This window comes from Aliidiomarina haloalkalitolerans (genome assembly GCF_003987315.1).
In the GTDB taxonomy this organism is placed as follows: domain Bacteria; phylum Pseudomonadota; class Gammaproteobacteria; order Enterobacterales; family Alteromonadaceae; genus Aliidiomarina; species Aliidiomarina haloalkalitolerans.
Map to the genome: position 1 here is coordinate 263,105 of NZ_PIPI01000001.1, position 26,132 is coordinate 289,236.

Sequence of the window (26,132 nt, forward strand, 5' to 3'; positions counted from 1 at the left end):
CTTTTATTGAGGCGTTTGGCTCCCTCAGCGTCTCTTACTGGCGGGCTAAGCGACTCCGCAGAACGGGGTGGTCGAGTAGCGCCGAGTCACTGCAGCGCAGCGGGTTAATATCAAGTCCGCCGCGGCGGGTGTAGCGAGCAACCACCAATAAGTCACTGAATTCGCCATAGCGCTGGAGGTCACAATAAATTCGTTCAACACATTGTTCATGAAACTCATTGTGATTACGAAAAGAGACCAGATAAGCCAACAAAACGTCGCGCCGAATAGGCTTGCCTGTGTAGTAAATATACACCGAACCCCAATCCGGTTGATTGGTAATAAGGCAATTCGACTTCAAGACGTGGCTGTGTAATTCACCCGTTTCACTGGCGGTTTGCTCAGCCGCGGTTGTCGGGGCTTGAATCTCTAGCAAAATATCCGGTTGGTAGTCATAGTCTTGAATGGTAATGTCTTCGCCATCGATACAGTGCCCGGGAAGCGCTTGAATACCGCGTTGACTGTATTCGTCGAGAGTAAAAAAAACCACGCTAACTGGTGCTCCGGCGCAGCCGCTTAAGTCGTGTTCAAGCTGCTGCTGTACCGCTGCATGGTTTGCAAATGTGCTTTGATTAAAGCCATTTAAGTACAGCTTAAATGATTTTGATTCAATTAAGTTGGGGCTAGTTGCGGGAACAGCTACTTCCGCGATGACAACTGCAGGGACACCATTCGGTTGCAGCCATGAGAGCTCATAGCAGGTCCACACGTCAACGCCAACGAACGGCAACGTGCTTGCATCAATACCTAAGTCGTCGCGATTGAGCTGCCGTGGCACGGGTTGTAATAACCCGGCATCAAAATGCTGCGGATAATCCGTGTTTTGACCGAGTTTAAGGTGCGCTAGGGCGGCGGACTTAGGCTTTGGCGACGACGTTGGCATTTCATACTTCCTCTGCGTAGAATGCGCCTATTGTATGAAGAATTGGAGTGTTACACCAGATGCAAAGCGTTTACCAAGCCCTGGCAGACTTGCACCAGCGTTACCAAGAAGCCTATGCCGCAGCGCAATGCTTGCCGCAAACTGAATATATTTCAAATTGGGACGCACCGTGTTATCAAGGCAAACCAAAATCCGGAGAGATCGGTTGGAAAGCTGTGCCGCAGGAGCCAGCGCTTGATTTTGACGGTTTAGAGCACGGATTAGAAATGCCCATTCAGGATTCAGTAAAAGCGTTTTTTAGTAGTTTTTTTGCCGGTGATATGGTGCTGCGCTTCCGTGAGCAATTCGTTACCTTGCTGCAGGTTATGCACCCAGAAGATGGCGAGCGGTTGCAGCAAAACTTAGTCGGTCACGTGCTGATGAAGCAGCGCCTGCGTCAACCAGTGACATTATTTATTGGCCTTACCGATGAAGACGACTTGTTGGTCACCGTGAACAATACGACTGGGGCGGTGGGGCTTGAGTATGTCGGCCAAGAGCAGCATGCCATCCTCGCCGGCGATCTCGAGGCTTTTCTGGAACGCCTCGAGCCAATTGTCGTCGACCCAGATTAGATTCCGTGCAGATGTTAAAAGCTTGTTATCGACAAGTTTGCGCAAGTGTTTTAAAGTGACGTTTTCTGGCCCTACACAGAGAATGGAACACTATGATGGCAACTGAGATCGAACAGCAAAGTGAGCTGGTCTACCTCACAGAAGAACACTTGGCACCGGCAGCTTCGCTACTCCTGCAAGCGTATCGTGACGACCCTACCTTTGAGGTGATTTTCAAAGCGGAAAAAGAGGGTTATGAGCAACGCCTGCGTGCCGCAATTCGCGAAGAACTCAATGCGTTTTATCAGCATCAACAACCCATGATCGGTTTGTTTTCTGGCGACACACTTGAAGGTGTGGTGTGTATTACTCGGCAGGGTCAAGCATTCACACCCGAGCGCTTTTGGCACTGGCGTTTACGAATGCTGTTAACTGCCGGTTTTGTCAGCACCCGGCAAATGCTTGAAAAAGAGCGTTTCATTGCGGAAACCATGCCGGTGAGTCAATACCATATGCTGACTTTTATTGCTGTGGCTGCACAATATCGTCAACAAGGCCTCGGTGACTTGCTGATTCACGCGGCTCGTGATGTCCTTGAAGCTGATCAAGAATCGGCTGGAATAGCCGTACTCGCAACCCGTCCAGAGTATGCGCGGTTTTTTGGGCAACGCGGTTTTCATTTTTTACGTGACGTTCAGGTTGGCGACATTAAGGGTCAGTTGATGTTCTTAACCCGCGATGACCAAGCATTACAAGTATAAAATTCGCGTTTATAGTTGACTTTTTCAGCAAATTTCGTTCAAATCGCGCATCTTCAGCTTGCTGATATGAGCAAGCTGAAACCAGAAGAGGTGCGTTACCCAGGCAAAATACCGGAGTGTCCCGTTATCACGGCGAAGGTATTTGAGGGGGAGTAACGCCGAGGTTGTCATGCGACGGGCGTCTGACAATCGGTCATGGGGGCTGAATCCCTCAGGCTGTCACCCGAAGTAGCGACTACACTTAGCTGTGTAAGTTAAGAAGCTACAGTTGTATACGGTGGAGAGCTTCTGGAGCGAAATTCCTGCCGTCCTGCGTCATTGAATTACCGTTCCTAAGCTCTGCGAACAAAAAGGTTCACAGTGCATGCAAATACATTCTAATTTCCCCATGGTGGTAGCCAAGTTTGGCGGCACATCTGTTGCTGATTATGCCGCGTTGCAACGCTGTGCAGATATCATCGTCAATAATCCTGCCATTCGCTTGGTCGTTGTCAGTGCCGCAGCGGGCGTCACCAATCGTTTAGCCGCACTGGCAGCGGGTATCGCCGATTCAGCAGCGCGAGAGCAAGTGCTGACTGAGATCATGACCATCCAGCACAATATTCAACAGGAACTGCAACCGGCACCCGAAGTGGCGGCGCAAATTCGTGATTATTTAGTGAATATGGCGCAACTAAGCGCTCAACTTGCCGAACAAACCCTTGAAGCGGCACAAGATGAATTGTTGGCTTACGGTGAGCGTTGCTCGTCATTATTACTCACAGAAGTTTTGCGCCAAAGAGGCCATACCGCGCGCGACTTTAATGCCTGTGAAGTGATTCGTACCGACAGCCACTTTGGTCATGCCGATCCACGTCCAAAACGTATCGGAATGTTAGTTAAAGAGCACTTGTCGGGTTTGCTCGAGAACTACTGTGTGGTGACTCAAGGCTTCATTGGTGCTGACGCTGCGGGGCGCACGACAACCCTAGGACGTGGTGGGTCTGATTACAGCGCGGCTTTATTTGCCGAAGCATTAAATGCACATGCGTTACAAATTTGGACCGATGTTGACGGTATTTACAGCTGCGACCCGCGGCAAGTTCCGAACGCTCGTCCGATTACTGAAATCACCTTTGCCGAAGCCGCGGAAATGGCGACGTTTGGTGCCAAGATTCTGCATCCGGCAACCTTAGTGCCAGCTCAGCGGGCGCAAGTACCGGTATTTGTCGGTTGTACACGAGAGCCAGAGAAGCCCGGGACGTGGATTCGCAATCAAACCCAGGAGCGTCCGGTCTGTCGAGCACTGAGTGTGCGCCGAGGACAAGTTCTTCTGACCGTGCGGAGTTTGAATATGCTCCATGCGCGCGGCTTCTTGGCTGAGTTGTTTGCGATTCTTGCACGCCACCGTATTTCAGTCGACTTGATTACGACGTCGGAAGTCTCGGTGGCTCTGACGCTCGATGCTACAGGTTCGCATTCGTCAGGCAGAAAATTGGTGACGCCGAAATTGATGGCCGAATTAGAAGCTCTCTGTGATGTGAGCGTTGAAGAGGGGTTAGCGCTAATTGCTGTGATTGGCCACCAACTGTCGAATACGCCGCGGGTCGCAAGTCGCATTTTCTCCTGCATTAGTGAGAAAAATATTCGCATGATTAGTCAGGGCGCGAGTCCGAATAACCTGTGTTTCCTCGTGCGCGAAGACGACGCCACCGATATTTTGCAAACGCTGCACCGCGGTTTCTTAGAAGCCTAACCGCGGTGTAACGTTGCGCTCGCGCTATTGCAATGGAAAGTCACTTGGGAAAACGGCGTCAATAACGGGCGGGAGCTCGTCATCGGGCCGACTGCTGTGGGTTGCCGCTGGAATCTGGTGAGCCGATGCACGGCTGCGCACAGACGGCTGTGGATCGCCATAGCGCACGCGGTAGGCAATTTGCTCGGGCGATGTAGCTGCTGGGGCCGCTGAAGGAGCTGGCGCTGCCCGCGCAGGCGTTTGCTGCGATGTTGTCACAGAGTCTGCTTCGACATCGTCATCGTGCGGGTTGGCGTGAAAACGAAACGGCGGCAGTTGCGACGTTTGGAGAAACAGGTTTATCAACGTAATACTACCTTCGTAACGCGATTTACTGTCGCTACTAAAGCCAAAGGTAAACTGCGCTTGCCAACCTAGCTTTGGCTTCAAAGCGAACTTACCAGCGGTGCGAGCAATATCGAGAAACTGAACTTTGTTTTTTGCACATATTTGTTCAGCATGACGACGCGCATGCTCTTCTTGCAAGCGCCATTGCCAAAACAGATAGCCCAGCAGAAATAAGCCAAGCAGCGCAAGGACATCGATTAAGTTGGCGCTCATGAGCCGCTCCGAGTGCGTTGCACCAGTTTAGCGACAGCCATTTGCAGTTCCGGCGCAAGCTGCGGTTGACGCAGCAGGTTGAGTAATAGCCCCCGCAACGAGGGTAACATGACTAAGTCACGGAAGAGGGTGGTAAACACCTCTTGGGACTCGGCTGCTGCAGCGGTTAAGAAAGCTTCGCAGTTGGCTGGGGTGGCCAGTGCCGGCCAGCATCGAGCGCTCAATGCTAAAAGAATATCTTGGCGATCGGGCTGTTGTGCTGGCAGCGCTGCGAGCAATTGTTTGACGACGTTTTGTGTGGCGGCCTGGTCAGCATGAGAGGCCAGTAGACGCAGTCGCGTCAAGACAAAATTGGTTGCGACAGACTGTTGCTGCAGAGCTTGTTTGAGTTCATTACGCCAATGCTGTGCCAGCGTCGCTGGCAGCTCTTGATGTTCGATGGCCTCAACTATCGCTTGCTGTAATGGCTCAGGCCATTGGGCAAAAGAACGGATTAGATTCTGCTGTAATTGACTCTTATGTAAATCACGGGTGCAGACATCGTGAATGCCTTGCACGGCAAGGTTTTCCCACGCACCGGTTGTGCTTTGGTTGTCATCGTCGAGCCCGGTGCCACTGAGCCAGGCTTGGGCGTCTTCATAGTAAATGGACGGCGGGTGGCTTAATTCAGCACTGACGAGGGCATGGAACGCGGCCCTGCGAGGCTCGTCAGGTGTGAAAATATAAGGGTTCTGCGCCAATATCTTCTCTTGTTCGGCAGCGCTGAGTTGCTGCTCTGGGCTGTCGAGAGCGGCAACAATAATGCTCAGAAAATGTTGGCGCGCCGCATGTTGAAATAACCCACGTTCGTCGAGCGGTAATTTAATGAACCAAATGTACGGGTCGTTTGCCTTGGCGGTATTCCAAAACACAATGCCTAAGAAAGCATGTTGCTGGCGTGGTGTTGGGAACGGTGCCTCACCTCGTTCAATGCGGGCAAATTCCTGATTGTCGAGGCGCTGAACGCGACGACTTAAATCGTAAATGCGATAGGCGGTTGTGGCTGCATGGCCGGAGCCGGCAACCGTAAGAAAATCGCTGAGAGTGTCGATAGACTGCATGGTTTTCCGTTATAGTATGACCTTTAGGAATTCTGTTGTTATCATACCTTTCCACGTTAGCAGGTACAATCAAAGCAATGACAAAACGCGTAAGCATCGCTGCCCAAGCACTTGAGATTCTCGAACAACTCGAAGTGGAATTAAAAGCGGCACAACTCTGGCAAGCTCAGCCACCGAGTCTGCAAGCTCTGCAAAGCACAGCGCCATTTGCAAGTGACACACTGGATTTTCACCAGTGGCTGCAGTTTATTCTTATTCCGACCTTGAATCAGTTGGTCGAACAACGTGCTGCTTTACCCAACGCCATAGCAATAAGTCCGATGGCCATCGAAGTTTGGCGAGGGCAGTTACGGGAACATCGACAAATTATTCTGCAGCTGAAAGCACTCGACGAACTGTTGGACGGACATCATGCTCGACACTAACGCAGCGCTGCCGGACTGGGTTGACCCATGTGACGGTCGATTACGTCCGCAATTGCACATTGTTTACCAGGACCAAGATATCGTGGTCATTAATAAGCCAGCGGGTTTACTCGTGCACCGCACTGCATTAGCGCGCCGGGAGAAGTGGTTTGCGATGCAATTGCTGCGCGATCAAATTGGCCAGCATGTGTTTCCCGTTCATCGCCTTGATCGACCGACTTCTGGCTTGATGGTCTTTGCTTTGAGTGCTGAGGTTGCCACCCGCATGGGCGAGTTGTTTGCCGGTAGTCAGGTGCAAAAAATTTATCATGCAGTAGTGCGTGGCTATGTGCACGATTTTGGTCGCATCGATTATGCATTAAAAGAAGAGCTCGATGCGATCGCCGATGCGATGGCGGATCCAAACAAAGCAGCACAAGAAGCGGTCACTGATTATTTGTGTTTAGAGCAAGTCGAGTTGCCGTTTGCGGTGAGTAAAAAGCATGCAACGTCACGTTACTCGTTGGTGCAATTGTCACCAAAAACAGGGCGCAAACATCAACTGCGCCGGCACATGGCGCATATTCGCCATCCAATTATCGGCGATACGAATCATGGTGATGGTCGTCACAATAAATTTTTCCGTCAGCATTTTGATATTCATCGGCTTTTATTAGCCGCGACGCAGCTTAGCTTTCCGCACCCAGTGACGGGAGAGATGAAAACGTTCGAAATAGCTGTTCCGGAATCTTTCTATCGACCATTCCGCTAGGACGACAAACGCGCAAAACAAAAAGGGCCAGTGGTGAACTGGCCCTTTTTTGTTTTGAGCGACGCAGACTAGCACTGCGGCAGCATCATTCGATTATTTATTCTGCACCGCGCAAAAGTTCGTTAATGCCAACTTTTGCACGCGTTTTCGCGTCAACTTTTTTCACAATGATTGCGGCGTAGAGCGAGTGCGTACCGTCTTTCGCTGGCAATGAGCCAGGCACAACGACAGAGCCCGCGGGGACGCGGCCGTAGTGAACTTCGCCGGTCTCACGGTCAAAAATACGGGTACTTTGGCCAATATAGACGCCCATCGAGATGACGGCACCTTCTTCGACAATGACGCCTTCGACGATTTCTGAACGAGCGCCGATAAAGCAGTTGTCTTCGATAATCGTTGGGTTTGCTTGCAGAGGCTCGAGCACGCCACCAATACCGACGCCGCCAGACAAGTGCACGTTTTTACCAATTTGTGCGCAAGAGCCAACGGTTGCCCAAGTGTCGACCATGGTGCCGCTATCGACGAAAGCACCGATATTCACATACGACGGCATAACCACAACGTTTTTACCAACAAACGCGCCACGGCGAACCATAGCAGGCGGCACAATACGGACGCCGTCAGCCGCAAAATCGGCCGCGCTGTAGTCGGCATATTTGCTCGGGACTTTGTCGTAGAACTTGGTTTCGCCACCGTCCATGAGCTCATTGTCGTTTAAACGAAACGACAGTAATACGGCCTTTTTAACCCATTCGTGCACAACCCATTCACCGTCGATTTTCTCGGCAACTCTTAAACTGCCGTTATCGAGACCGACCAATACTTCCTCAACGGCTGCGCGGACGTCGGCTGGCGCGCTTGCTGGGCTCAGATTTTGGCGATTTTCAAATGCTTGTTCGATAGTGTTTTGTAATGCACTCATGACTTACCTTCCAATTTCTATTCATCAATTCTGTTCGAGGGCGCTAATCATAGCTTTTTTTAACGCTTCGCGCTCGGATTCTGTCAATGCTTGTTGTTGATTCGACGCAACAATGAACAAATCTTCGGCTTGCTCGCCAACGGTGGTGATTTTCGCTGCGACGAGGTTAATGTCGAGGGTTTGAAACACGTGAGCAATGCGCGCAATTAATCCAGGTCGGTCAAGCGCTGTGAGCTCGAACGTGGTGCGACGCGCATTTTTTAAATTAATAAACTTCACTTTCGTGCGCACGTTAAAGTTACGTAACCGTCGCGAGATTGCACGCTGGCTTGTCGGTACTTTGCGACGCTTACGCAGGACATCGTGTAAATGCTGATGTAACTCCTCGATACGGCGCGGCTCGCTTAATGGGTGACCATCGCGTTGCAAGACAATAAAGGTGTCCATGACGTAACCATCGCGGGTATTCAAGATTTGAGCGTCATGAATACTCAGCTGTTCGCTATCGAGTACTGCGGCGACTTTTGCGAAGAGATGGCTTTCTTCGTGATGGTAAATGAAGAGTTCGGTGGTGCCGGTATTGTTTTCGTCACCAATCAGAATAAGTGGCAATTGGTGCTCTTGGGTGTCGAGAATATTCTGCGAATGCCAAGCGATTTGTTCTGGCGTATGGCGGAAGAAATAATCCGCGGTAAAACGGCCCCAGAGCTGACTAATTGCGGTGACTTCAAAGCCGGCGCTGAGCAATAACCCCATCGCAAGTTGGCGGTTATTCTGCACACGCTGACGCACGTCGAAGGTGTTTTTGTCTTTTTGCTGAATCAGCTCAGAGGTGGCTCGATACAGCTCCTCTAACAGGGTGGCTTTCCAGTTATTCCACAGGTTCGAGTTGGTCGCCCGAATGTCGGCGACGGTCAAACAGTACAAATAATCGAGCCGTTCTTGGCTGCCGCAGGCTTTAGCAAACGTAGCGATCACGTCGGGATCGTAAATATCCCGTTTTTGCGCAGTAACTGACATTAATAAGTGTTGTTCGACAAGCCAAGCAATGAGGTCGCTGGCATGTTCACCAAGCTGGTGCTGGGCGGCAAAGACGCGCGCATCTTCAGCGCCTAGCTGAGAATGGTCACCACCGCGGCCTTTGGCGATATCATGAAAAATACCTGCCAAAAATAGCCATTCAGGATGTTCCATATTGTCGATCAGCTGACTTGCCAGCGGAAACTCTTCGCGATCTTGGTGGCGTAATCGATAAATGTTACGAACTAAGCGGAAGGTATGTTCGTCGACCGTGTAAGCATGAAACAAGTCGAACTGCATTTGCCCAACGATGTGGTCCCATGCCGGCAAGTAACGCGCCATAATGCCGTAGCGATGCATGAGTTCAAAGGCGAGGTCAAAGCTGCGCGGGTGGCGGACAAATTCGATAAACAACTCGCGGCAGGCAGGAAAATCGACCAAGTAAGCTTCTAGCTCACGCCGTGCATTGCGCAGTAACCGAATGCTATGGGAGTGAACGCTGGTAATTTGTGGATGTTCAGCAATCAATAAAAAGAACTGTAAGATGTTTTCAGGTTGCGAAAATGCATGGTCATGGCGCGCCATGATTTGCCAATTATTTTGCTGCTCTACAGCTTGATCTGATGATGGATTCGCATTTGAATCAAGCGGTAAGTAGGCGAAATGGTCGTTAAGCGGCGTCGGCTGGGCCAAGGTCATAGGCCCCAGAATTGCTTGCTCAAAGAACTGTAAAAGCATGCGGTTGAGCTCACCGACGCGCAAAACGACTTTGAAAAAGTCTTTCATCATGCGCTCGACGGCATGCTTTGCTGAATAGTTTTCGCCTTGCTGATTGTGCGCATAACCAAGCATTTGGGCAACGTCGGGTTGAAAATCAAAGAGTAAGCGGTCTTCACTTTTACCAGCCACTAAGTGCAAGGCAAAACGCACCCGCCAAAGAAATTCGGTACATTCTTTGAGCTCAACAAACTCTTCGGCGGTAATAAAATTGAATTCCACCAAGCTTTCGTCGTTGCGCGTATTAAAGTGTTGTTTGGCGATCCAGCTAATGGTTTGAATGTCGCGTAAGCCGCCAGGGGAGGCCTTAATGTTCGGCTCCAAGTTGTAGGCGGTACCATGATATTGCTTGTGGCGTTCAACTTGTTCGGCTTTTTTGGCTTGGTAAAAATCGCGGCTGCTCCACGGGAAATGATAGTGCAGCCGTTGTTCCAGGCTTTGCGTTAGCGCCTCACTGCCGGCTAACAGCCGATGCTCAATCAAGCTGGTGGCAATGGTGATGTCCTGCGCAGCATGCTCGAAGCAGTCGTCAATGGTGCGCACGGCATGACCGACTTGTAGGCGTAAGTCCCAGAGTAAGGTAATAAATTGACTGATTCGTTGCTGGTCGTTGGCGTCGACATCTGCGCTCACTAAAAAGAGTAGGTCGATGTCCGATTCAGGGTGCAATGTGCCGCGACCGTAACCGCCGACAGCAAGCAAGGCGATTGCGCTTGGGTCGAATTGACAGCGCTGCCATAAGGCGCTGAGCATCTGGTCAAAAAATTGTGCCCGAGCGCTCACTAACGTTTCAATATCGGCGTGGAGAAACTGTTCTTTTGACCATTGGTTGAAGTCGTGCAACTGCTGCCGCCAAGCAGCAGTTGCTGAAATGGACTCAGGCCAAACGGGGGTAAAGGTCATGAATGATGAATCACCCGGGGCAGCTCTTCGTCGCTACGTAAGGTCAGCACTTCAACACCGTCCTCGGTAACGAGCAGGGTATGCTCCCATTGCGCACTGAGGCTGCGATCTTTAGTCAGAACGGTCCAACCGTCACCGAGAATTTTAGTGTGCCGTTTGCCCGCGTTGATCATCGGTTCGATGGTTAAGCACATGCCTGCTTGCAGGGTTTCACCGGTGCCTTTGCGACCGTAATGCAAAACTTGCGGCTCTTCATGGAATTCGTCACCAATGCCATGGCCACAAAATTCACGAACAATCGAATAGCCAAAACTTTCGCCGTACTGCTGAATTTCGGCACCAATATCGCCGAGGCGAACGCCGGGCTTAACCATTTTGATGGCCCGGTAAAGGGCTTCTTGGGTGACTTTTACCAAGCGCTTAGCGAGAATGGAGCCTTCGCCAACGATAAACATTTTGCTGGTGTCGCCGTGGTAGCCGTCTTTTAATACGGTGACGTCGATATTAATAATATCGCCGTCTTTCAGAGGCTTGTCATTCGGTATGCCATGACAAACACAGTGATTCACCGAGGTGCAAATTGATTTTGGAAAGCCATGATAGTTCAGCGGTGCCGGGTAGGCGTCGTGCGCAAGAATATAATCGTGACAGATGGTATTTAACTCATCGGTGGTGATACCGGCTTGGACATGCGGCGTGATCATATCGAGAACGTCAGCAGCCAATTGGCCAGCGACACGCATTTTTTCAATTTCTTCGGGGGTTTTTATCTTGATTGCCATGCAAATTCACCAAACGATTGAATGCAGTTTTACGCTCACTTAGGGACTGCGGTAAAACCTTGCAGTCTAAGTTGTTACGCCTTGAAATGTGGGCATAGTTTAACAGAAACATACTCGTTGTGGTAAGTGGTTGAATTGATTCTATTCTTGTCGAGATTATTGGTGAGATTAGGGGTATTCCTGGCAGCAAGTGCGGCGGTCGTTTGCTGTTTAAATAAAGCGTGTCTTAAAGTGAATAAGAAAGTCAGTCATCGGTGTACATAAAGTGTTCATCAAACACTGCTTTTGCCTTGCCTTTGTTAGCTGGTCTGTGGCATAATTCGCGCCGCTTATCGCCACAGGTTCGTTTTGGCTTTGTTAATCCGAGACTGTTGTTGCTGTAAGTAAACTTAACTTAAATAACACACACATATCGACACATCATTGCGGGGTGCTTGAGTTTTCTCGGGTCGCAATATGGGATATGTGGAGGCCTAACCCCTAAAAAGGAAAAAGATCATGGCAAACGTGTCAATGCGTGACATGCTGAAAGCAGGTGTCCACTTCGGTCACCAAACTCGTTTCTGGAACCCTAAGATGAAGCCTTTCATCTTCGGTGCTCGCAACAAAATCCATATCATCAACTTAGAAACTACTGTTCCTATGTTCAACAAAGCGTTGGACTTCCTGCAGCACACTGCAGCGAACGGTGGCAAAATTCTGTTTGTTGGTACTAAGCGCGCAGCTTCAGAGCAAGTTAAAATCGCCGCAGTTGCTTCAAACCAGTTCTACGTAAACCACCGTTGGTTAGGTGGTATGTTGACTAACTGGAAAACAGTTCGTCAATCAATCAAGCGTTTGAAAGAACTTGAAGTGCAAAGCCAAGACGGTACTTTCGAAAAGCTAACCAAGAAAGAAGCGTTGGTTAACACCCGCGAAATGGAAAAGCTTGAGAAGAGCCTTGGCGGTATCAAGAATATGGGCGGCTTGCCTGATGCAATCTTCGTAATCGACGCCGATCACGAACACATTGCTATCAAAGAAGCTAACAACCTTGGTATTCCAGTGGTTGCTGTTGTTGATACCAACTCTTCACCTGACGGTGTTGATTATGTGATTCCTGGTAACGACGACGCGATGCGTGCGATTCAGTGCTACCTGAACGCTGCGGTTGCAGCAATTAACGAAGGCCGTCAAAAGGGTGGCGCAGCCGTCACTCCAGCCGACGACTTTGTTGAAGCTGCGGACGAAAGCGCAGAGTAAGTCCCACGAAAACGGCCTGACAACAGGCCGTTTTTGAAAGACCTTTTGAATATTTTCGCGGGGTCCGGAATTGTCCGGGCCGGACATGAATCCTGAACACAGAGGATAGTATCATGGCAATTACAGCCGCAATGGTTAAAGAACTGCGTGAGCGTACTGGCGCAGGCATGATGGATTGTAAAAAAGCACTTGAAGAAGCGAACGGTGACATTGAGTTAGCGATCGAAAACATGCGTAAGAGCGGTCAAGCGAAAGCTGCTAAGAAAGCTGGCCGTATCGCTGCTGAAGGTGTGATTTTGGTGAAAACCGAAGGTAACGTTGCAACTGCAGTTGAGTTAAACTGTGAAACTGACTTCGTTGCTCGTGACGCAAGCTTCTTAGCAATGGGTGACCAGATCATCAATGCTGCGTTTGCAAACAAAGACAACAACGTTGAAGCGTTAAACGATCGTGCAATCGACGGTGGAACTGTTGAAGAAGTTCGTTCTGCGTTAGTTGCTAAAATCGGTGAGAACATGACGGTTCGTCGCGTTGTCACAATCGAAGGCGGTGACGTTGCTGCTTCATACGTTCACAGCGGCCGTATCGGCGTATTAGTGCTGTTGACTGGTGGCGACGAAGAGCTTGGTAAAGACGTTGCGATGCACGTTGCTGCAAGCAACCCGCAATTCGTTAAGCCTGAAGACGTTGCTGAAGAAGTGATTGCAAAAGAGCGTGAGATTCAAATCGATATCGCAATGCAATCAGGTAAGCCGAAAGAAATCGCAGAGAAAATGGTTGAAGGCCGGATGAAGAAATTCACTGGCGAAATCAGCTTGACTGGTCAGCCGTTTGTTAAAGATCCTTCAAAAACTGTTGGTGAATTGCTGAAAGAAGCAGGCGCTGACGTGATCACTTTCGTTCGTTTCGAAGTGGGCGAAGGTATCGAGAAGAAGTCTGAAGATTTCGCAGCAGAAGTTCAGGCTCAGGTAGCAGCGGCGAAAAAAGGTTAATTTCGCTGTGGCGCTTATGCCTTTACGAAGCACATGCTAAAATAGACCGCGCTATGCTGGTGCAGCAGGCGCGGTTTTTTTTGACCTCAGAACGGAAGCCAAAACATGAGTACAAATCCGAAACCAAGTTATCGACGCATTTTATTGAAACTGAGTGGTGAAGCATTAATGGGTGACGAAGCCTTCGGCATCGACGCTAAAGTGCTTGATCGCATGGCCCAAGAAATCAAGGAAATTCTCGAACTTGGGGTGCAGGTTGGCCTTGTCATTGGCGGTGGTAATTTATTCCGCGGCGAGGGCCTTGCCAAAGCTGGTATGAACCGCGTGGTCGGTGACCACATGGGCATGCTTGCAACCGTGATGAACGGTTTGGCGATGCGTGATGCGCTGCATCGTACTTATGTCAATGCGCGCTTAATGTCGGCCATTGAACTGGCAGGTGTGTGTGACAGCTATAACTGGGCGGAAGCCATTAGCTTGCTGAAGTCGGGTCGGGTTGTGATTTTCTCGGCCGGAACCGGTAATCCGTTCTTTACCACCGACTCTGCTGCGTGTTTACGTGGTATTGAAATCGAAGCTGACGTGGTATTAAAAGCGACCAAGGTTGACGGTGTTTACACGGAAGACCCAGTGAAGAACCCAGAAGCAACTAAGTATGATCAGTTAGATTACTCTGACGTACTGAAAAAAGAATTAAAAGTCATGGACTTAGCTGCATTTACCTTGGCACGTGACCATAAGTTACCAATTCGTGTGTTTAACATGAATAAACCAGGTGCACTGAAAGCCGTGATTATGGGTGAAGATGAGGGTACACTCATTACCCATCTAGACAATGTGACTGAATAAGTTACCGTCGAAGTCACCAAGTAAGTAAACGAATAAGCAAACGATTAATTGAATGAGGATCAGCACGTGATCAACGAAATAATTGCCGATGCCAAAGCACGGATGAGTAAAAGCGTGGAAGCATTATCAGCGCAAATGTCAAAAATTCGTACCGGCCGCGCTCACCCAAGTATTTTAGATGGTGTTATGGTTCCATATTATGGTGCTGACACGCCACTTAAGCAGCTTGCGAATATTACTATCGAAGACGCACGGACGTTAGCAATTACGGTTTTCGACAAAAGCTCTTCTGGTGCGGTCGAAAAAGCGATTCTTACTTCTGACCTTGGTTTAAACCCAGCTGCGGCAGGCTCAGTCATTCGTGTGCCTTTGCCGCCATTGACGGAAGAGCGTCGTCGTGACTTGGTCAAGGTTGTGCGCAATGAAGCAGAACAAGGCCGAGTGGCCATTCGCAATATTCGTCGTGATGCGAACAGCGACATTAAAGAGCTGCTGAAAGAAAAAGAAATCACTGAAGATGATGATCGCCGTGCACAAGAGAATATTCAAAAGCTAACTGACGAGTTCGTCAAGAAAGTCGACGAATTGTTGGCGGCTAAAGAAGCCGAGTTGATGGAAGTTTAAGCGCTCATCAACTGATCTCATTGGAGGTTAACGCCGTGTCGGTTATACTTGCGCGGCGTTAATTTTTTCAGGGTGCCGAAATGACAGGGAATTCTTCAGTTATGCAAGCAGTGAAGTTACCTCGCCATGTTGCAATTATCATGGATGGCAATGGTCGTTGGGCAACGCAACGAGGCAAACGCCGGACTTATGGTCATCGTGCGGGTGCCGAGGCTGTGCGCCGAGCGATTACGTTTGCCCGCCGCAATGGTATCGAGGCACTGACACTGTTTGCATTTAGTAGTGAAAACTGGGGGCGCCCAGCAACCGAAGTTTCGGTACTGATGGAACTCTTTATGGGCGTGCTAAAGCGCGAAGTAAACGAGCTTGCTGCCAACGATATTCGTTTACGAGTCGTAGGGGACAAAGCTGCTTTTAGTGCACGCCTGCAAAAGCAAATTCAACAAGCGGAAGCAAAAACCGCACATTGCCAAACGCTGACGTTGAATATTGCGGCAAATTACGGTGGTCGTTGGGACATAACCAACGCAGCCAAAGCCATGTTGAATGCCGTGCAACAGGGAACGCTTGCACCCGACGAGATCACTGAGGACACGTTAGGGCAGTTTATCCAGCTTGCTGACGGTCCAGCGCCGGATCTACTGATTCGGACCGGTGGTGATCTCAGAATTAGTAACTTTTTGCTTTGGCAGTTAGCCTACGCAGAGTTATATTTTACCGAAGTTTTGTGGCCTGATTTTGACGATGTCACTTTTGTTGACGCTGTTAATTCATTCGTGATACGCGAACGCCGCTTCGGGCTGACCAGCGAACAACTACAACAATTAGCTGGGTCAGGGGATTTGCAAGAGGATTGATTTTGCTTAAACAACGTATTTTAACTGCGATAGTGCTCATTCCGTTGGCACTTGGGGCTATTTTCTTACTGCCATTACCTTGGTTTGGCTTAGTGGTTTTACTGGTTATGGCGTTAGCCGCATGGGAATGGGCACCGCTTATGGGTGTCTGTCATCGCGCCGGTAAACTAGCTTATACCTTGCTTTGCATGGCCCTTATCGGCATCTTTTTTTGGTTTATTCCGCTCGAACAAATTTGGCAATCGCCTAGTCTTCACCCCATTGTCTATTGGCTGACTGTCGTCGGCGCAGTGTGGTGGCTGATTGCCATCGTTCTGGTGTTAAATTTCCCGCGCAGTAAGGCCGTTTGGCAGCGAAGCCGTATTTTTGTTGGCTTGATCGGTTTATTGATGTTAGTGCCGGCATGGGCCGCCATTATCGCCTTACGCTCTGAACACTACGCGCAGGAGCCATTGCACGGTGCATTTTTAGTTTTGTTTGTGTTTTTACTGGTGTGGGCAGCCGACGTTGGCGCCTACTTTAGCGGCAAGAAATTTGGTAAACACAAGCTCATGCCGCGAGTATCGCCCGGCAAAACCCTTGAAGGTTTGGTCGGTGGTTTAGCGCTGGCAATTTTAGTCATGTTCGTCGTTGCTGAATACACCAACTTATTTATTGAACATAGCGTTGGCTATTATGCGGTTGGTATTGTCACTGTATTGGTGTCGGTGTTTGGCGACCTCAATGAAAGTATGTTTAAGCGCTGTGTTGGTGTAAAAGACAGTGGGTCTTTGTTACCCGGACATGGTGGTATTCTGGATCGCATCGACTCGTTAACTTCAGCGTTACCAGTGTTCTTGTTTGGTTACGTCTGGTTCATGATTTAATGGGTGTTATGGTAGTCAACTCGCAACAAACAAGTCCTACGCAAGTGACATTGCTGGGTGCAACTGGCTCAATTGGGCAGAGCACCTTAGCTGTCATCGCTGCACATCCAGAACAGTACGCATTGTTTGCGGTGACGGCGCACAGCAACGTCACCGCATTGGCGACAATTTGTGTGCAGTTTCAACCACAATTTGCGGTTATGGTCGACCCTACAGCCGCGCAGCAATTAACACAGCAATTACGTACACAGGGCTGTCGAACGGAAGTACTTAGTGGTACCGAGGCCTTATCTGCAGTCAGCAGCGCAGCAGAGACGGACATCGTCATGGCGGCAATTGTTGGTGCTGCAGGTTTGTTACCCACGCTCGCTGCCGTGCAAGCAGGCAAACGCGTTTTACTTGCGAACAAAGAAGCTTTGGTCATGAGTGGCCAGCTGTTTATTGATGCCGTGCGAGAGTCCGGGGCGGTACTGTTACCGGTTGATAGCGAGCACAATGCAATATTTCAAGCATTACCACAAGCCGCGCAAGTTGCTAGTCATAGTATGCAGTATGCCGACTTTGGTATTGAGAAAATCTTACTCACCGGTTCTGGTGGCCCATTTCGAGAACTGCCATTAAACGAACTTGCTGCTCAGTCTCCGGCTGCTGCCTGTCGCCACCCGAATTGGGAAATGGGACAGAAAATTTCCGTTGACTCGGCGACGATGTTAAATAAGGGTCTTGAGTATATTGAAGCGCGTTGGCTATTTAACTGCGCGCCTGGGCAACTTGATGTGATTGTGCACCCACAATCAGTGGTGCACTCGATGGTACAGTATACGGACGGCTCAGTGATTGCCCAGCTTGGCCAACCCGACATGCGCACACCGATTGCCTACGCTTTGGCTTACCCAGAACGCATCAACAGTGGTGTGCCCGCTTTAGACTTCACCACCATGGGAGCGTTGACCTTTAGCGCGCCAGATCCACAGCGTTATCCATGTTTACAACTTGCGATTGACGCCTGTTGGTCCGGCCAAGCGGCAACCACGACGCTAAACGCAGCCAATGAAATGGCAGTCGCTGCGTTTCTTCATGGTCAAATCACGTTTGGGGATATCGCGGTTGTTTGTGCGGCCGTACTAGAACAGGCGGAACTATCGGAGTTGACAACTATCGAAGCGATATTAGCATGTGATGAAGCAGCGCGGCGTTCCGCTGCGCTTTGGATACAGCGACGAGGTCATTAGTGGAACAAGTTTTGTGGTCAATAGGCGGTTTTATTGTTGCGCTGGGGCTGGTGGTCACATTCCATGAGTTTGGTCACTTTTGGGTCGCGCGCCGCTGTGGCGTAAAAGTACTCACATTTTCAATTGGCTTTGGCAAACCCCTGTACAAATGGCGCGGCAAAGACGGTACCGATTATCAAATCGCTGCGGTTCCTCTCGGTGGCTATGTTCGTATGCTCGACCATGAAGTTGATGCGGTCGAAAGTGAACACCAAGTGAGTGAGAGTTTCCGAGCGAAAAGTGTGGGCCAGCGGTTTGCAATTGTCTTGGCTGGGCCATTAGCGAATTTTGTCTTTGCCATCGCTGCGCTGTGGATCATGTTGATGATCGGGATGCCAGCGGTGAAACCAATTATTGGCGCTATTACACCAGATTCAATCGCTGAACGCGCTGGGGTACCGAGCGGGGCACAAATTGTCGCCGTTGATCAGCGGCGCGTACAAGACTGGCAAGATGTCAATTTAGCCCTCGTTCGTCGGATTGGCGATGCGCAAACTGTGCTGACAGTACGCAATAGAGATGGGATAGAAGAACAAATTACGTTACCCTTAGGTCAATGGCAGTTTGATCCCGATCGCGATTCAACCATTGCTAGTTTAGGCATGGACGTTTTTCGCCCCGCAATCAGCAATGAAATTGCTTTCATCAGCGACGCTAGCCCAGCTGCAAACAGTGATTTGCAAGTTGGTGATAAAATTGTTGCGATTAATGGAACTCAAAGCGGAAATTGGGAACAAATAAGAAGCTTTATCGCTGCTCACCCTGACCAATTGGTGACAGTGACTGTTCTAAGAAACGGCCGGGAACAACAAATTCCGGTGCAGTTAGGGGACAACGACGGTGTTGGCTTCCTTGGTATTGTTCCTTATCAAGAGGCTTACCCCGACGAATATCGTTTTACCCTTCAGTATGGGCCGATAGCGGCACTGCAGGGAGGCGTTGAACGGACGTGGCAGCTCATGGGCTTAACCATGAGTATGCTGAAAAAACTGGTAACCGGCGATGTGTCGGTTAGCAATTTAAGTGGACCCGTAGGAATTGCTCAAGGTGCCGGTGCTCACGCCAGTTATGGCTTGGTGTACTTCTTAAGCTTCATGGCTTTAATTAGCGTGAGTTTAGGCATTTTAAACTTGCTACCAATTCCAATGCTCGATGGTGGTCACTTACTGTTTTATCTAGTGGAATGGGTGCGTGGTAAGCCTGTTCCAGAGCATATACAAGAATTAAGTTTTCGGGCAGGGCTTCTCATATTGATGACGTTGCTGGTAATTACACTCTTTAACGATATCGGCAGGCTCTTTGCTTAATGAAATTTTCTAACAATAAGACGTGTTGCATGACATTTAAAAAGCTGTTTTTTGGAGCGGTACTGGCAGGGACTGGATTATCCGTTCAAGCCGCAGATACTTTCATTGTAGATGACATTCAAATTCGTGGACTTCAGCGTGTTGGCTTAGGTGCTGCATTAACCTACGTTCCGCTGCGCGCTGGAGACGAAGCGAACTCCATGCGCATTCGCCAGATTATCCACGAGCTTTATTCATCTGCGCACTTTGACGATATTCGTGTTTATCGCGACGGTGACTCGCTGATCATCCGCGTTACTGAGCGTCCGACTATCAGTGAAATTCGTCTTGACGGTAACAAAGACCTGAAAGACGACCAATTGCTTGATAGCTTACGGACGAGTGGCATTGCGGTTGGTGAATCGCTTGATCGGACGATGATCAAACAACTCGAGAAAAACCTCGAAGACTTCTATCACAGTGTTGGTAAATACAATGCACGGGTACGTATTCGGGTCGTTAACCTACCACGTAACCGCGTAGAGCTGCGCTTTGATTTCACTGAAGGGCAGGCTGCTCAGATCGAACAGATCAACGTCGTTGGTAACCAAGCGTTTGAGCGTGAAGACATCGTTGACCTGATGGATTTACGTGACGCATTGCCGTGGTGGAACCTGTTTGGTAAACGCAACTATCAGCAACAGCAGTTGCAAGGTGACATTGAAACAATCGAGTCATTTTATCGCAACCAAGGTTACTTGCGCTTTGACATTGATTCGGTGCAGGTTGCCATTACGCCAGAACTTGAAGGTATTTATATTACCTTAAACTTTGCTGAAGGCGCGCAGTATGACATCGAAGGTACCGCGGTTATTTCAGAAATCCGTGACGACGAAGAGTTCTTAGCTGAGTTTATTCGAGCACTCGATGGTCGCCGTTATAGCCAAGCAGAAATCACCTCAATTGAAGAAGGGATTAAACGCTATTACGCTCGTTTAGGTTATGCCTATACGGAAGTGCGCACGGTACCGGAAATCAACGATGACAACTTAATGGTGAAATTGACGTTTGCCGTTGACCCAGGCCAACGCGTGTATGTACGCCGGGTTATGTTTGAAGGCAACGATGCCACACGCGACGAAGTTTTACGTCGTGAGATGCGCCAAATCGAAGGCGCTTGGCTCAACGAGCAGGCTGTTGATAACTCGAAAATTCGCCTCGAGCGTTTAGGTTACTTTGAGACGGTTGAAGTGGACACAGTTCGGGTTCCGGGCCAAGAAGACCAAGTTGACCTGGTATTCAAAGTAAAAGAGCAACCGTCAGGGCAAATTAGTGCCGGTATCGGTTATGGCGACTTTGCTGGCTTGAGCTTGAATGCGTCAATTTCGCAAGACAACTTCCTTGGTTCGGGTAACCGCGTGTCATTTGGTGTCGACACCAATAAATACTCGCGTAACGTGCAGTTGCAATATATCGATAATTATTTCACCGACGATGGTGTCAGTTTAGGCGGTTCCATTTTCTATCAAGATTTTGATGCTCGCCAAGCAAACTTGCAACAGTACAACCAGCGTTCGTGGGGTATTGCCAGTGACCTCGGTTTCCCAGTCAATGAGTACAACCGACTGAACTTCGGGGTTGGCTATACCAGTACCGGTATTACCCAGCTTAACCCATATGAACAGATTCGGACCTTCTACGAGAAATATAGTGACCCGCAGGACCCGAATTCAGCACTGAACTTCAGTAATTTCCATGTTTCTGCTGCCTGGTCACGGATCACGCTGAACCGTGGTATGTTCCCAACGGCTGGTTCGAGCAATACCTTATCAGGTAAGGTGACAATTCCGGGTAGTGAATTACAGTATTTCCGTCTGGACTATCGTTTCCGTCATTACAAGCCGCTCGACCGCGATCATAACTTCGTGTTGCTGAGCCGCTTTACTGCAGGCTATGGTAATGGTTACGGTAGCGATAATGGCGTTGATTATACCTTACCGTTTTGGGAAAACTTCTACGGTGGTGGCTCTGAAAACCTACGTGGTTTTGAGCAGAACCGTTCAGGCCCGCGCGGTATCATTCGTCGACCAACGATAATTTCAGGTCCACCTGATGCCAATGGGAACCCGACACAGATCGTACTGGGCCCAGAGAACGACCAAATTGAAGTTGCGCGTTTTGCTTCAGTCGGCGGTAACGCGTCAATGACGGGTGGTCTCGAATTGATTGTGCCAACACCGCTGCTCGGCGAAGAGGCAACGCGCTCAGTGCGTACGAGTGTCTTCCTTGACGTTGGGGTGGTTTGGGATACAGAATTTAATTATTCTGAATATAGCAACCTGACAAAAGTTGGTGATACGCCATTCTGGGATTATAGTAGTCCGAAGAATTATCAGGCGTCATATGGTGTATCGGTTCAATGGCTGTCGCCGATGGGTGTTTTAACGTTTAGTCTAGGTTTCCCAATTAAATCATTAGACCGTTCATTGGAAGACCGCTTTACCTTTAATATTGGAACATCTTTCTAAGCACCCTCAGGGTGAAGTAGAATGATCGTAGTTCATTGCTTAGGCCTTCGCTGGCGAAGCAGATGTAACGATAAACTTGCCGTATAAAACGGTTCTAAAACAAGAGAGGATAGTACTTTGAAAGCAGTAACCATTAGCTTTGCCGCTTTAATCGCATTAGCAGCCAGCATGTTCTCGGTTCAAGCCGAAGCGAACTCGCCGAAAATTGCCGTATTAGACGTGCAGCGCGTGTTCCAGGCTATGCCAGAGCGTGAAGACGTGTCTCAGCGCCTTGAAGCTGAGTTCGCAGAGCCAATTCAGGAATTAGAGCAACTTGAAGCTCAGTTCGAACAGCTTCGTGAGCGTTTACAACGTGATGAAGCGATCATGAGCGACGAAGAAAAAGCTCAAGCGAATGATGAATTGCGTCAGCGTGCTATGGTGTTGCAGCGTGGTGGTGAGCAGTTAAACCAGTATATGCAAGTTCGTGAAAACGAAGAACGTAATCAGCTACTTCAGAAAATGTTTGAAGTGGTAGACGCTTATGCGCAAGCAGAAGGCATCGACCTGATTATGGATAAAGGCCGCATGTTGTATGCAAATGACGCGCTAGATATTTCTGACGCAATTATTGCTCGCCTTAATCGTTAATCGGCTTGTGTGAGATAAACGATCAAAAGGAAGAATGATGACGCTCAGTGAGTTAGCGGAAAGAATCGGAGCGACCGTCCGTGGCGACGGTGCTCTGAACGTTTCGGGACTTGCGACGTTAGCGAATGCCGGCCCTCATGAGGTCGGCTTTCTTGCTAATGAGAAGTACCAATCGCAATTACAGTCCACCCAAGCAGGGGCGGTTATTTTACGTCCAGAGCACGACGATGCGCAGGTTGTGAAAAATGCGTTGATTAGTGACAATCCTTATTTAGCCTATGCGTATGCTGCACAAGCCTTCGATAAAGCGCCTCAACAAGCGGTTGAAGTGCATCCAAGTGCGGTCATCGACCCGACAGCGAAAATTGGTGAGCATGTAGCCGTTGGCCCGCAAGTTGTCATCGAAGCAGGTGCTGTAATTGGCGATCACGCAGTGATCGGTGCGCAGTGCTATGTTGGTCATGGGGCTGAAATTGGTGCACAGACGCGTTTGTGGCCAGGCGTGAAAGTTTATTATGGTGTGCGTATTGGCGAACGCTGTACGTTGCACGCTGGCGCAGTTGTCGGTGCGGATGGCTTTGGTTGGGCCAGTGATCGCGGAAAATGGGTTAAAATCCCTCAGCTCGGTGCTGTTGTAATAGGTGATGATGTTGAAATCGGTGCCAATACGACCATCGATAGGGGAGCATTAGACGACACCGTAATTGGTTCCAATTGTATTATCGACAACCTTGTGATGGTTGCCCACAATGTCCAAATTGGTGATGGTACGGCGATTGCTGGTCAAACAGGAATCGCAGGCAGTGCTAAAATAGGTAAACATTGTTTAATTGGCGGTGCAAGTGGGATCAATGGCCACATTACCATCGCAGATGGCGTGCAAGTGCATGGAATGACCATGGTCACGAAAAACTTAGAACGTGGCGTCTATGCGTCATCGTTACCGGTGGTCGACCAAACCACTTGGGCCAAGTCTGGCGCCCGAGTGCGGCAATTACCGGAATTATTTATGCGTGTTCGTGCTCTAGAAAAAAAATTAGAAAACCCTGAGGGGTAAAACGGAGGTTCCGCTTTGAACGAGCAACAGGAACAAAGCGTTAACGCGGCGAATGCGGCGGCAGACGCACAAACAGGTTTTAACATTGATCAAATTCAGCAAATATTGCCCCATCGGTATCCGTTTGCATTGATTGATCGTGTCGTGTCCTATGTGCCGAATACGTCACTTCATGCGTATAAAAACATTACCATGAATGAGCCGGTTTTCATGGGGCACTTTCCCGGCAACCCAATCTTCCCAGGCGTTTTACTCCTAGAAGCGATGGCGCAAGCAACCGGTTTACTTGGTTTTAAAATGATGGAAAATGTGGGCGAAAACGAGATTTACTTGTTTGCCGGTATTGATAACGCTCGTTTTAAACGTCAAGTTATTCCAGGTGATCGCGTTGATTTTCACGTTCATTTTGTCAAAGAACGCCGCGGTATTTGGAAGTTTACTGGCGAAGCACGGGTCGATGGAGAGCTCGCCTGTACCGCCGAAATTATGTGTGCAAGAAGGAATGGTTAATTGATTCACAAAACAGCGATTGTTGATCCAACAGCTCGTTTAGGTGCCAATGTTCGCATTGGCCCTTATTCTGTGATTGGCGCAGATGTCGAAATCGGTGACAACTGTGTGGTTGAGTCACATGTGGTGATTAAGGGGCCAACTCGCATTGGCCGCGAAAACCGCTTTTTCCAGTTTTGTTCGATTGGTGAAGAGTGCCAAGACAAGAAGTATCGGGGTGAACCCACCGAGTTAGTGATCGGCGATCGTAACGTCTTTCGCGAAGGGTGTACCATTCACCGCGGAACCATTCAAGACAATAGCTTGACCCAAATCGGTAGTGATAATTTGTTTATGGCCTATGTGCATGTTGCTCACGACTGCATGCTCGGTGATCATAATATCTTAGCGAACAATGCGACCTTAGCTGGGCATGTCCACGTTGGCGACTATGTCATTCTTGGCGGCTTTACCGGTGTTCACCAGTTCTGCAAAATTGGCTCCCATGCGTTTGCAGCAGTTAATTCGGTTGTTGTCCAAGACATTCCCCCATTCATTATGGCGCAGGGTCACAATGCCGTGCCACGCACCATTAATAGCGAAGGTTTGCGTCGTCGTGGCTTTAGCAGCGACGAAATTCTTAACATTAAACGTGCCTATAAAATACTTTATCGTTCTGGTTTAACCGTTGCCGAGGCAGCGGAGCAAATCACTGCGCTGTCCGAGCCAAAGCTCGATGGTTTCGTTGAGTTCATTACGCAGTCAGAGCGCGGCATTATTCGTCCATAAATAAACTCATGAGTTCGAACACTAGTGACACTGCGATGAAAGAACCAGAAGCACGCCAACAACCAACCTCGACGAACAGTTCAATGGGCGCTCATCAGCGCCCATTACGTATCGGCATTGTCGCTGGCGAAGCGTCGGGGGATATTCTCGGCGCTAGTTTAATGGCTAGCTTGAAAGAAGCACACAATGACGTCGAGTTTATCGGTGTTGGCGGTGATTTAATGGAGGAGCAAGGACTGCATTCCTTATTTCCGATGGAAACTTTGTCGGTGATGGGGGTGTGGGACGTGTTGAAAAACCTTCCAAGTTTGCTGCGAGCGCGCAAGACGGTGGTCACAACCATGCTTGCAGCGGCACCGGATGTCTTTATCGGTATTGATGCGCCCGATTTTACGCTGCCAATTGAACGGAAACTGAAAGACAGCGGCATTAAAACCGTGCACTACGTTAGCCCGTCAGTCTGGGCATGGCGACCGAAGCGAATTTTTAAGATCGCCAAAGCGACCGATATGGTGTTGGGTATATTGCCCTTTGAAGCCGAGTTTTACGCCCGTTATCAAGTGCCATATACCTTTGTTGGTCATCCTTTAGCAGACAAGTTTGCGCTCGCAACCAGCAAAGCAGATGCGCGAAAAACACTTGGTTTGGCCCCTCAAGCTCGCTATATCGGTTTATTACCGGGAAGCCGCGGGAGTGAAGTCGGCCAGCTCGCGCGACCGTTTATTGACGCGGCCTACGAGCTTTCTCGGCAACAGCCCGAGTTAAAGTTTTTAGTGCCTTTGTTTAATGCCAATCGTCGTGCCCAGTTTAATGCCGCGCTGGCTGAAGCAGAACAACATTGGCAACAGCCGCTACCGGTGCAATTGTTTGCGGGTCAAAGCCAAGATGTCATCGCCGCCAGTGATGCGACGATTTTAGCATCGGGCACGGTGTCGCTGGAGACCATGTTAATTAAGCGTCCAATGGTGGTCTGTTATCGTTTTGGTTGGTTTAACTTTCACATTCTGCGGCACTTTGTGACGTTAGAGTATTTTTCGTTACCGAACTTGCTGCATGGCGGTGAGTTGGTCAAAGAACTCCTGCAAGACGAAGTAAACGGTGAGCGGATTGCGGCGGAAGTCTTACCTTTGTTAACGCAAGACCAAAGCAGTTTAATCGCACGCTTCGACGAATTACACCAACAATTACGTTGTGATGCAGGCGCTAAATCTGCGGCTGCAGTGCTGGCCTTAGTCGAAAAATAAAATCTCAAATATGCACCAAGTGAATGACTTCCTAAAAGGCTATTCACTTGGTGCATATTGATTTTCCACTCAGCGATTTGTCTGACATTTTCTGTCCCTTTATACTGGCTTCACATT

The 26,132-nt window shown here is 49.3% G+C and carries 25 protein-coding genes and 1 riboswitch; of the genes, 19 read left to right on the forward strand and 6 right to left on the reverse strand.

The window, feature by feature from the left end; all coding sequences use genetic code 11:
* Window positions 1-34: 34 nt before the first annotated feature.
* Complete coding sequence (gene queF / locus CWE06_RS01235) at window positions 35-922, reverse strand: NADPH-dependent 7-cyano-7-deazaguanine reductase QueF (RefSeq protein WP_126790489.1); 888 nt, start codon at window positions 920-922, stop codon at window positions 35-37.
* A 47-nt stretch (window positions 923-969) separates the two neighbouring features.
* Between queF and syd the strand changes: the two genes are divergently transcribed.
* From syd to lysC, 3 genes are all read left to right on the forward strand, one after another.
* Window positions 970-1,536 (forward strand): SecY-interacting protein, encoded by a 567-nt coding sequence (syd, locus tag CWE06_RS01240; RefSeq protein ID WP_126790490.1) that lies wholly within the window; start codon window positions 970-972, stop codon window positions 1,534-1,536.
* A 92-nt stretch (window positions 1,537-1,628) separates the two neighbouring features.
* Window positions 1,629-2,276, forward strand: coding sequence for a GNAT family N-acetyltransferase (locus tag CWE06_RS01245; RefSeq protein WP_126790491.1), 648 nt, complete (start codon window positions 1,629-1,631; stop codon window positions 2,274-2,276).
* Window positions 2,277-2,353: 77 nt separating this feature from the next.
* Window positions 2,354-2,572: riboswitch (Lysine riboswitch) on the forward strand.
* Between the two features lie 68 nt (window positions 2,573-2,640).
* Window positions 2,641-4,011 carry a lysine-sensitive aspartokinase 3 gene (gene lysC / locus CWE06_RS01250; RefSeq protein ID WP_126790492.1) on the forward strand — a complete coding sequence of 457 codons (1,371 nt, stop codon included), beginning with the start codon at window positions 2,641-2,643 and terminating at the stop codon, window positions 4,009-4,011.
* 24 nt (window positions 4,012-4,035) lie between these two features.
* On the opposite strand, the gene CWE06_RS01255 is transcribed toward lysC, so the two are convergent.
* Complete coding sequence (locus CWE06_RS01255; RefSeq protein ID WP_126790493.1) at window positions 4,036-4,611, reverse strand: DUF3301 domain-containing protein; 576 nt, start codon at window positions 4,609-4,611, stop codon at window positions 4,036-4,038.
* Window positions 4,608-5,711: a DUF3549 family protein gene (locus CWE06_RS01260; RefSeq protein ID WP_126790494.1), complete on the reverse strand. Its 1,104-nt coding sequence runs from the start codon at window positions 5,709-5,711 to the stop codon at window positions 4,608-4,610. Before CWE06_RS01260 ends, CWE06_RS01255 begins: the two co-directional genes overlap by 4 nt.
* A 77-nt stretch (window positions 5,712-5,788) precedes the next feature.
* Here CWE06_RS01260 and CWE06_RS01265 point away from each other — a divergent pair, with 77 nt between their 5' ends.
* Window positions 5,789-6,136, forward strand: a complete 348-nt coding sequence (locus tag CWE06_RS01265) for a YqcC family protein (protein WP_126790495.1) — start codon at window positions 5,789-5,791, stop codon at window positions 6,134-6,136.
* Window positions 6,123-6,887 carry a tRNA pseudouridine(65) synthase TruC gene (truC, locus tag CWE06_RS01270; protein ID WP_126790496.1) on the forward strand — a complete coding sequence of 255 codons (765 nt, stop codon included), beginning with the start codon at window positions 6,123-6,125 and terminating at the stop codon, window positions 6,885-6,887. Before CWE06_RS01265 ends, truC begins: the two co-directional genes overlap by 14 nt.
* Window positions 6,888-6,984: 97 nt before the next feature.
* Here truC and dapD read toward each other — a convergent pair whose 3' ends face one another.
* The 3 genes from dapD to map are packed head-to-tail and all read right to left on the reverse strand — an operon-like array spanning window position 6,985 to window position 11,291.
* Entirely contained in the window at window positions 6,985-7,809 is an 825-nt protein-coding gene (gene dapD, locus CWE06_RS01275) for a 2,3,4,5-tetrahydropyridine-2,6-dicarboxylate N-succinyltransferase (protein WP_126790497.1), read from the reverse strand.
* 24 nt (window positions 7,810-7,833) lie between these two features.
* Window positions 7,834-10,509, reverse strand: a complete 2,676-nt coding sequence (gene glnD / locus CWE06_RS01280) for a [protein-PII] uridylyltransferase (RefSeq protein WP_126790498.1) — start codon at window positions 10,507-10,509, stop codon at window positions 7,834-7,836.
* Entirely contained in the window at window positions 10,506-11,291 is a 786-nt protein-coding gene (gene map, locus CWE06_RS01285) for a type I methionyl aminopeptidase (RefSeq protein ID WP_126790499.1), read from the reverse strand. The genes glnD and map overlap by 4 nt, the downstream gene beginning before the upstream one ends.
* A gap of 498 nt (window positions 11,292-11,789) precedes the next feature.
* Between map and rpsB the strand changes: the two genes are divergently transcribed.
* From rpsB to lpxB, 14 genes are all read left to right on the forward strand, one after another.
* A complete protein-coding gene (rpsB, locus tag CWE06_RS01290) occupies window positions 11,790-12,533 on the forward strand; it encodes a 30S ribosomal protein S2 (RefSeq protein ID WP_126790500.1) in 744 nt (247 codons plus the stop codon).
* Window positions 12,534-12,646: 113 nt separating this feature from the next.
* Window positions 12,647-13,525 carry a translation elongation factor Ts gene (gene tsf / locus CWE06_RS01295; RefSeq protein WP_126790501.1) on the forward strand — a complete coding sequence of 293 codons (879 nt, stop codon included), beginning with the start codon at window positions 12,647-12,649 and terminating at the stop codon, window positions 13,523-13,525.
* Between the two features lie 105 nt (window positions 13,526-13,630).
* Window positions 13,631-14,374: a UMP kinase gene (gene pyrH / locus CWE06_RS01300; protein WP_126790502.1), complete on the forward strand. Its 744-nt coding sequence runs from the start codon at window positions 13,631-13,633 to the stop codon at window positions 14,372-14,374.
* Between the two features lie 66 nt (window positions 14,375-14,440).
* Window positions 14,441-14,998, forward strand: coding sequence for a ribosome recycling factor (gene frr, locus CWE06_RS01305; RefSeq protein ID WP_126790503.1), 558 nt, complete (start codon window positions 14,441-14,443; stop codon window positions 14,996-14,998).
* Window positions 14,999-15,078: 80 nt separating this feature from the next.
* Window positions 15,079-15,855 (forward strand): polyprenyl diphosphate synthase, encoded by a 777-nt coding sequence (gene uppS, locus CWE06_RS01310; RefSeq protein WP_126790504.1) that lies wholly within the window; start codon window positions 15,079-15,081, stop codon window positions 15,853-15,855.
* A 2-nt stretch (window positions 15,856-15,857) separates the two neighbouring features.
* A complete protein-coding gene (locus tag CWE06_RS01315) occupies window positions 15,858-16,721 on the forward strand; it encodes a phosphatidate cytidylyltransferase (RefSeq protein ID WP_126790505.1) in 864 nt (287 codons plus the stop codon).
* 8 nt (window positions 16,722-16,729) lie between these two features.
* Window positions 16,730-17,953 (forward strand): 1-deoxy-D-xylulose-5-phosphate reductoisomerase, encoded by a 1,224-nt coding sequence (gene ispC, locus CWE06_RS01320; protein WP_126791489.1) that lies wholly within the window; start codon window positions 16,730-16,732, stop codon window positions 17,951-17,953.
* Window positions 17,953-19,299 (forward strand): sigma E protease regulator RseP, encoded by a 1,347-nt coding sequence (rseP, locus tag CWE06_RS01325; protein WP_126790506.1) that lies wholly within the window; start codon window positions 17,953-17,955, stop codon window positions 19,297-19,299. Before ispC ends, rseP begins: the two co-directional genes overlap by 1 nt.
* A gap of 29 nt (window positions 19,300-19,328) precedes the next feature.
* Window positions 19,329-21,806 (forward strand): outer membrane protein assembly factor BamA, encoded by a 2,478-nt coding sequence (gene bamA / locus CWE06_RS01330; protein WP_126790507.1) that lies wholly within the window; start codon window positions 19,329-19,331, stop codon window positions 21,804-21,806.
* A 117-nt stretch (window positions 21,807-21,923) separates the two neighbouring features.
* Window positions 21,924-22,436 (forward strand): OmpH/Skp family outer membrane protein, encoded by a 513-nt coding sequence (locus CWE06_RS01335; protein ID WP_126790508.1) that lies wholly within the window; start codon window positions 21,924-21,926, stop codon window positions 22,434-22,436.
* Between the two features lie 34 nt (window positions 22,437-22,470).
* Window positions 22,471-23,493 carry a UDP-3-O-(3-hydroxymyristoyl)glucosamine N-acyltransferase gene (gene lpxD / locus CWE06_RS01340; RefSeq protein WP_420808507.1) on the forward strand — a complete coding sequence of 341 codons (1,023 nt, stop codon included), beginning with the start codon at window positions 22,471-22,473 and terminating at the stop codon, window positions 23,491-23,493.
* A gap of 84 nt (window positions 23,494-23,577) precedes the next feature.
* A complete protein-coding gene (gene fabZ / locus CWE06_RS01345) occupies window positions 23,578-24,003 on the forward strand; it encodes a 3-hydroxyacyl-ACP dehydratase FabZ (protein ID WP_241972468.1) in 426 nt (141 codons plus the stop codon).
* Window positions 24,004-24,771 carry an acyl-ACP--UDP-N-acetylglucosamine O-acyltransferase gene (lpxA, locus tag CWE06_RS01350; RefSeq protein WP_126790511.1) on the forward strand — a complete coding sequence of 256 codons (768 nt, stop codon included), beginning with the start codon at window positions 24,004-24,006 and terminating at the stop codon, window positions 24,769-24,771.
* 83 nt (window positions 24,772-24,854) lie between these two features.
* The gene (gene lpxB / locus CWE06_RS01355) at window positions 24,855-26,015 is read left to right on the forward strand and encodes a lipid-A-disaccharide synthase (protein ID WP_126791491.1); all 1,161 of its coding nucleotides are present in this window, start codon (window positions 24,855-24,857) and stop codon (window positions 26,013-26,015) included.
* Window positions 26,016-26,132: the final 117 nt, after the last annotated feature.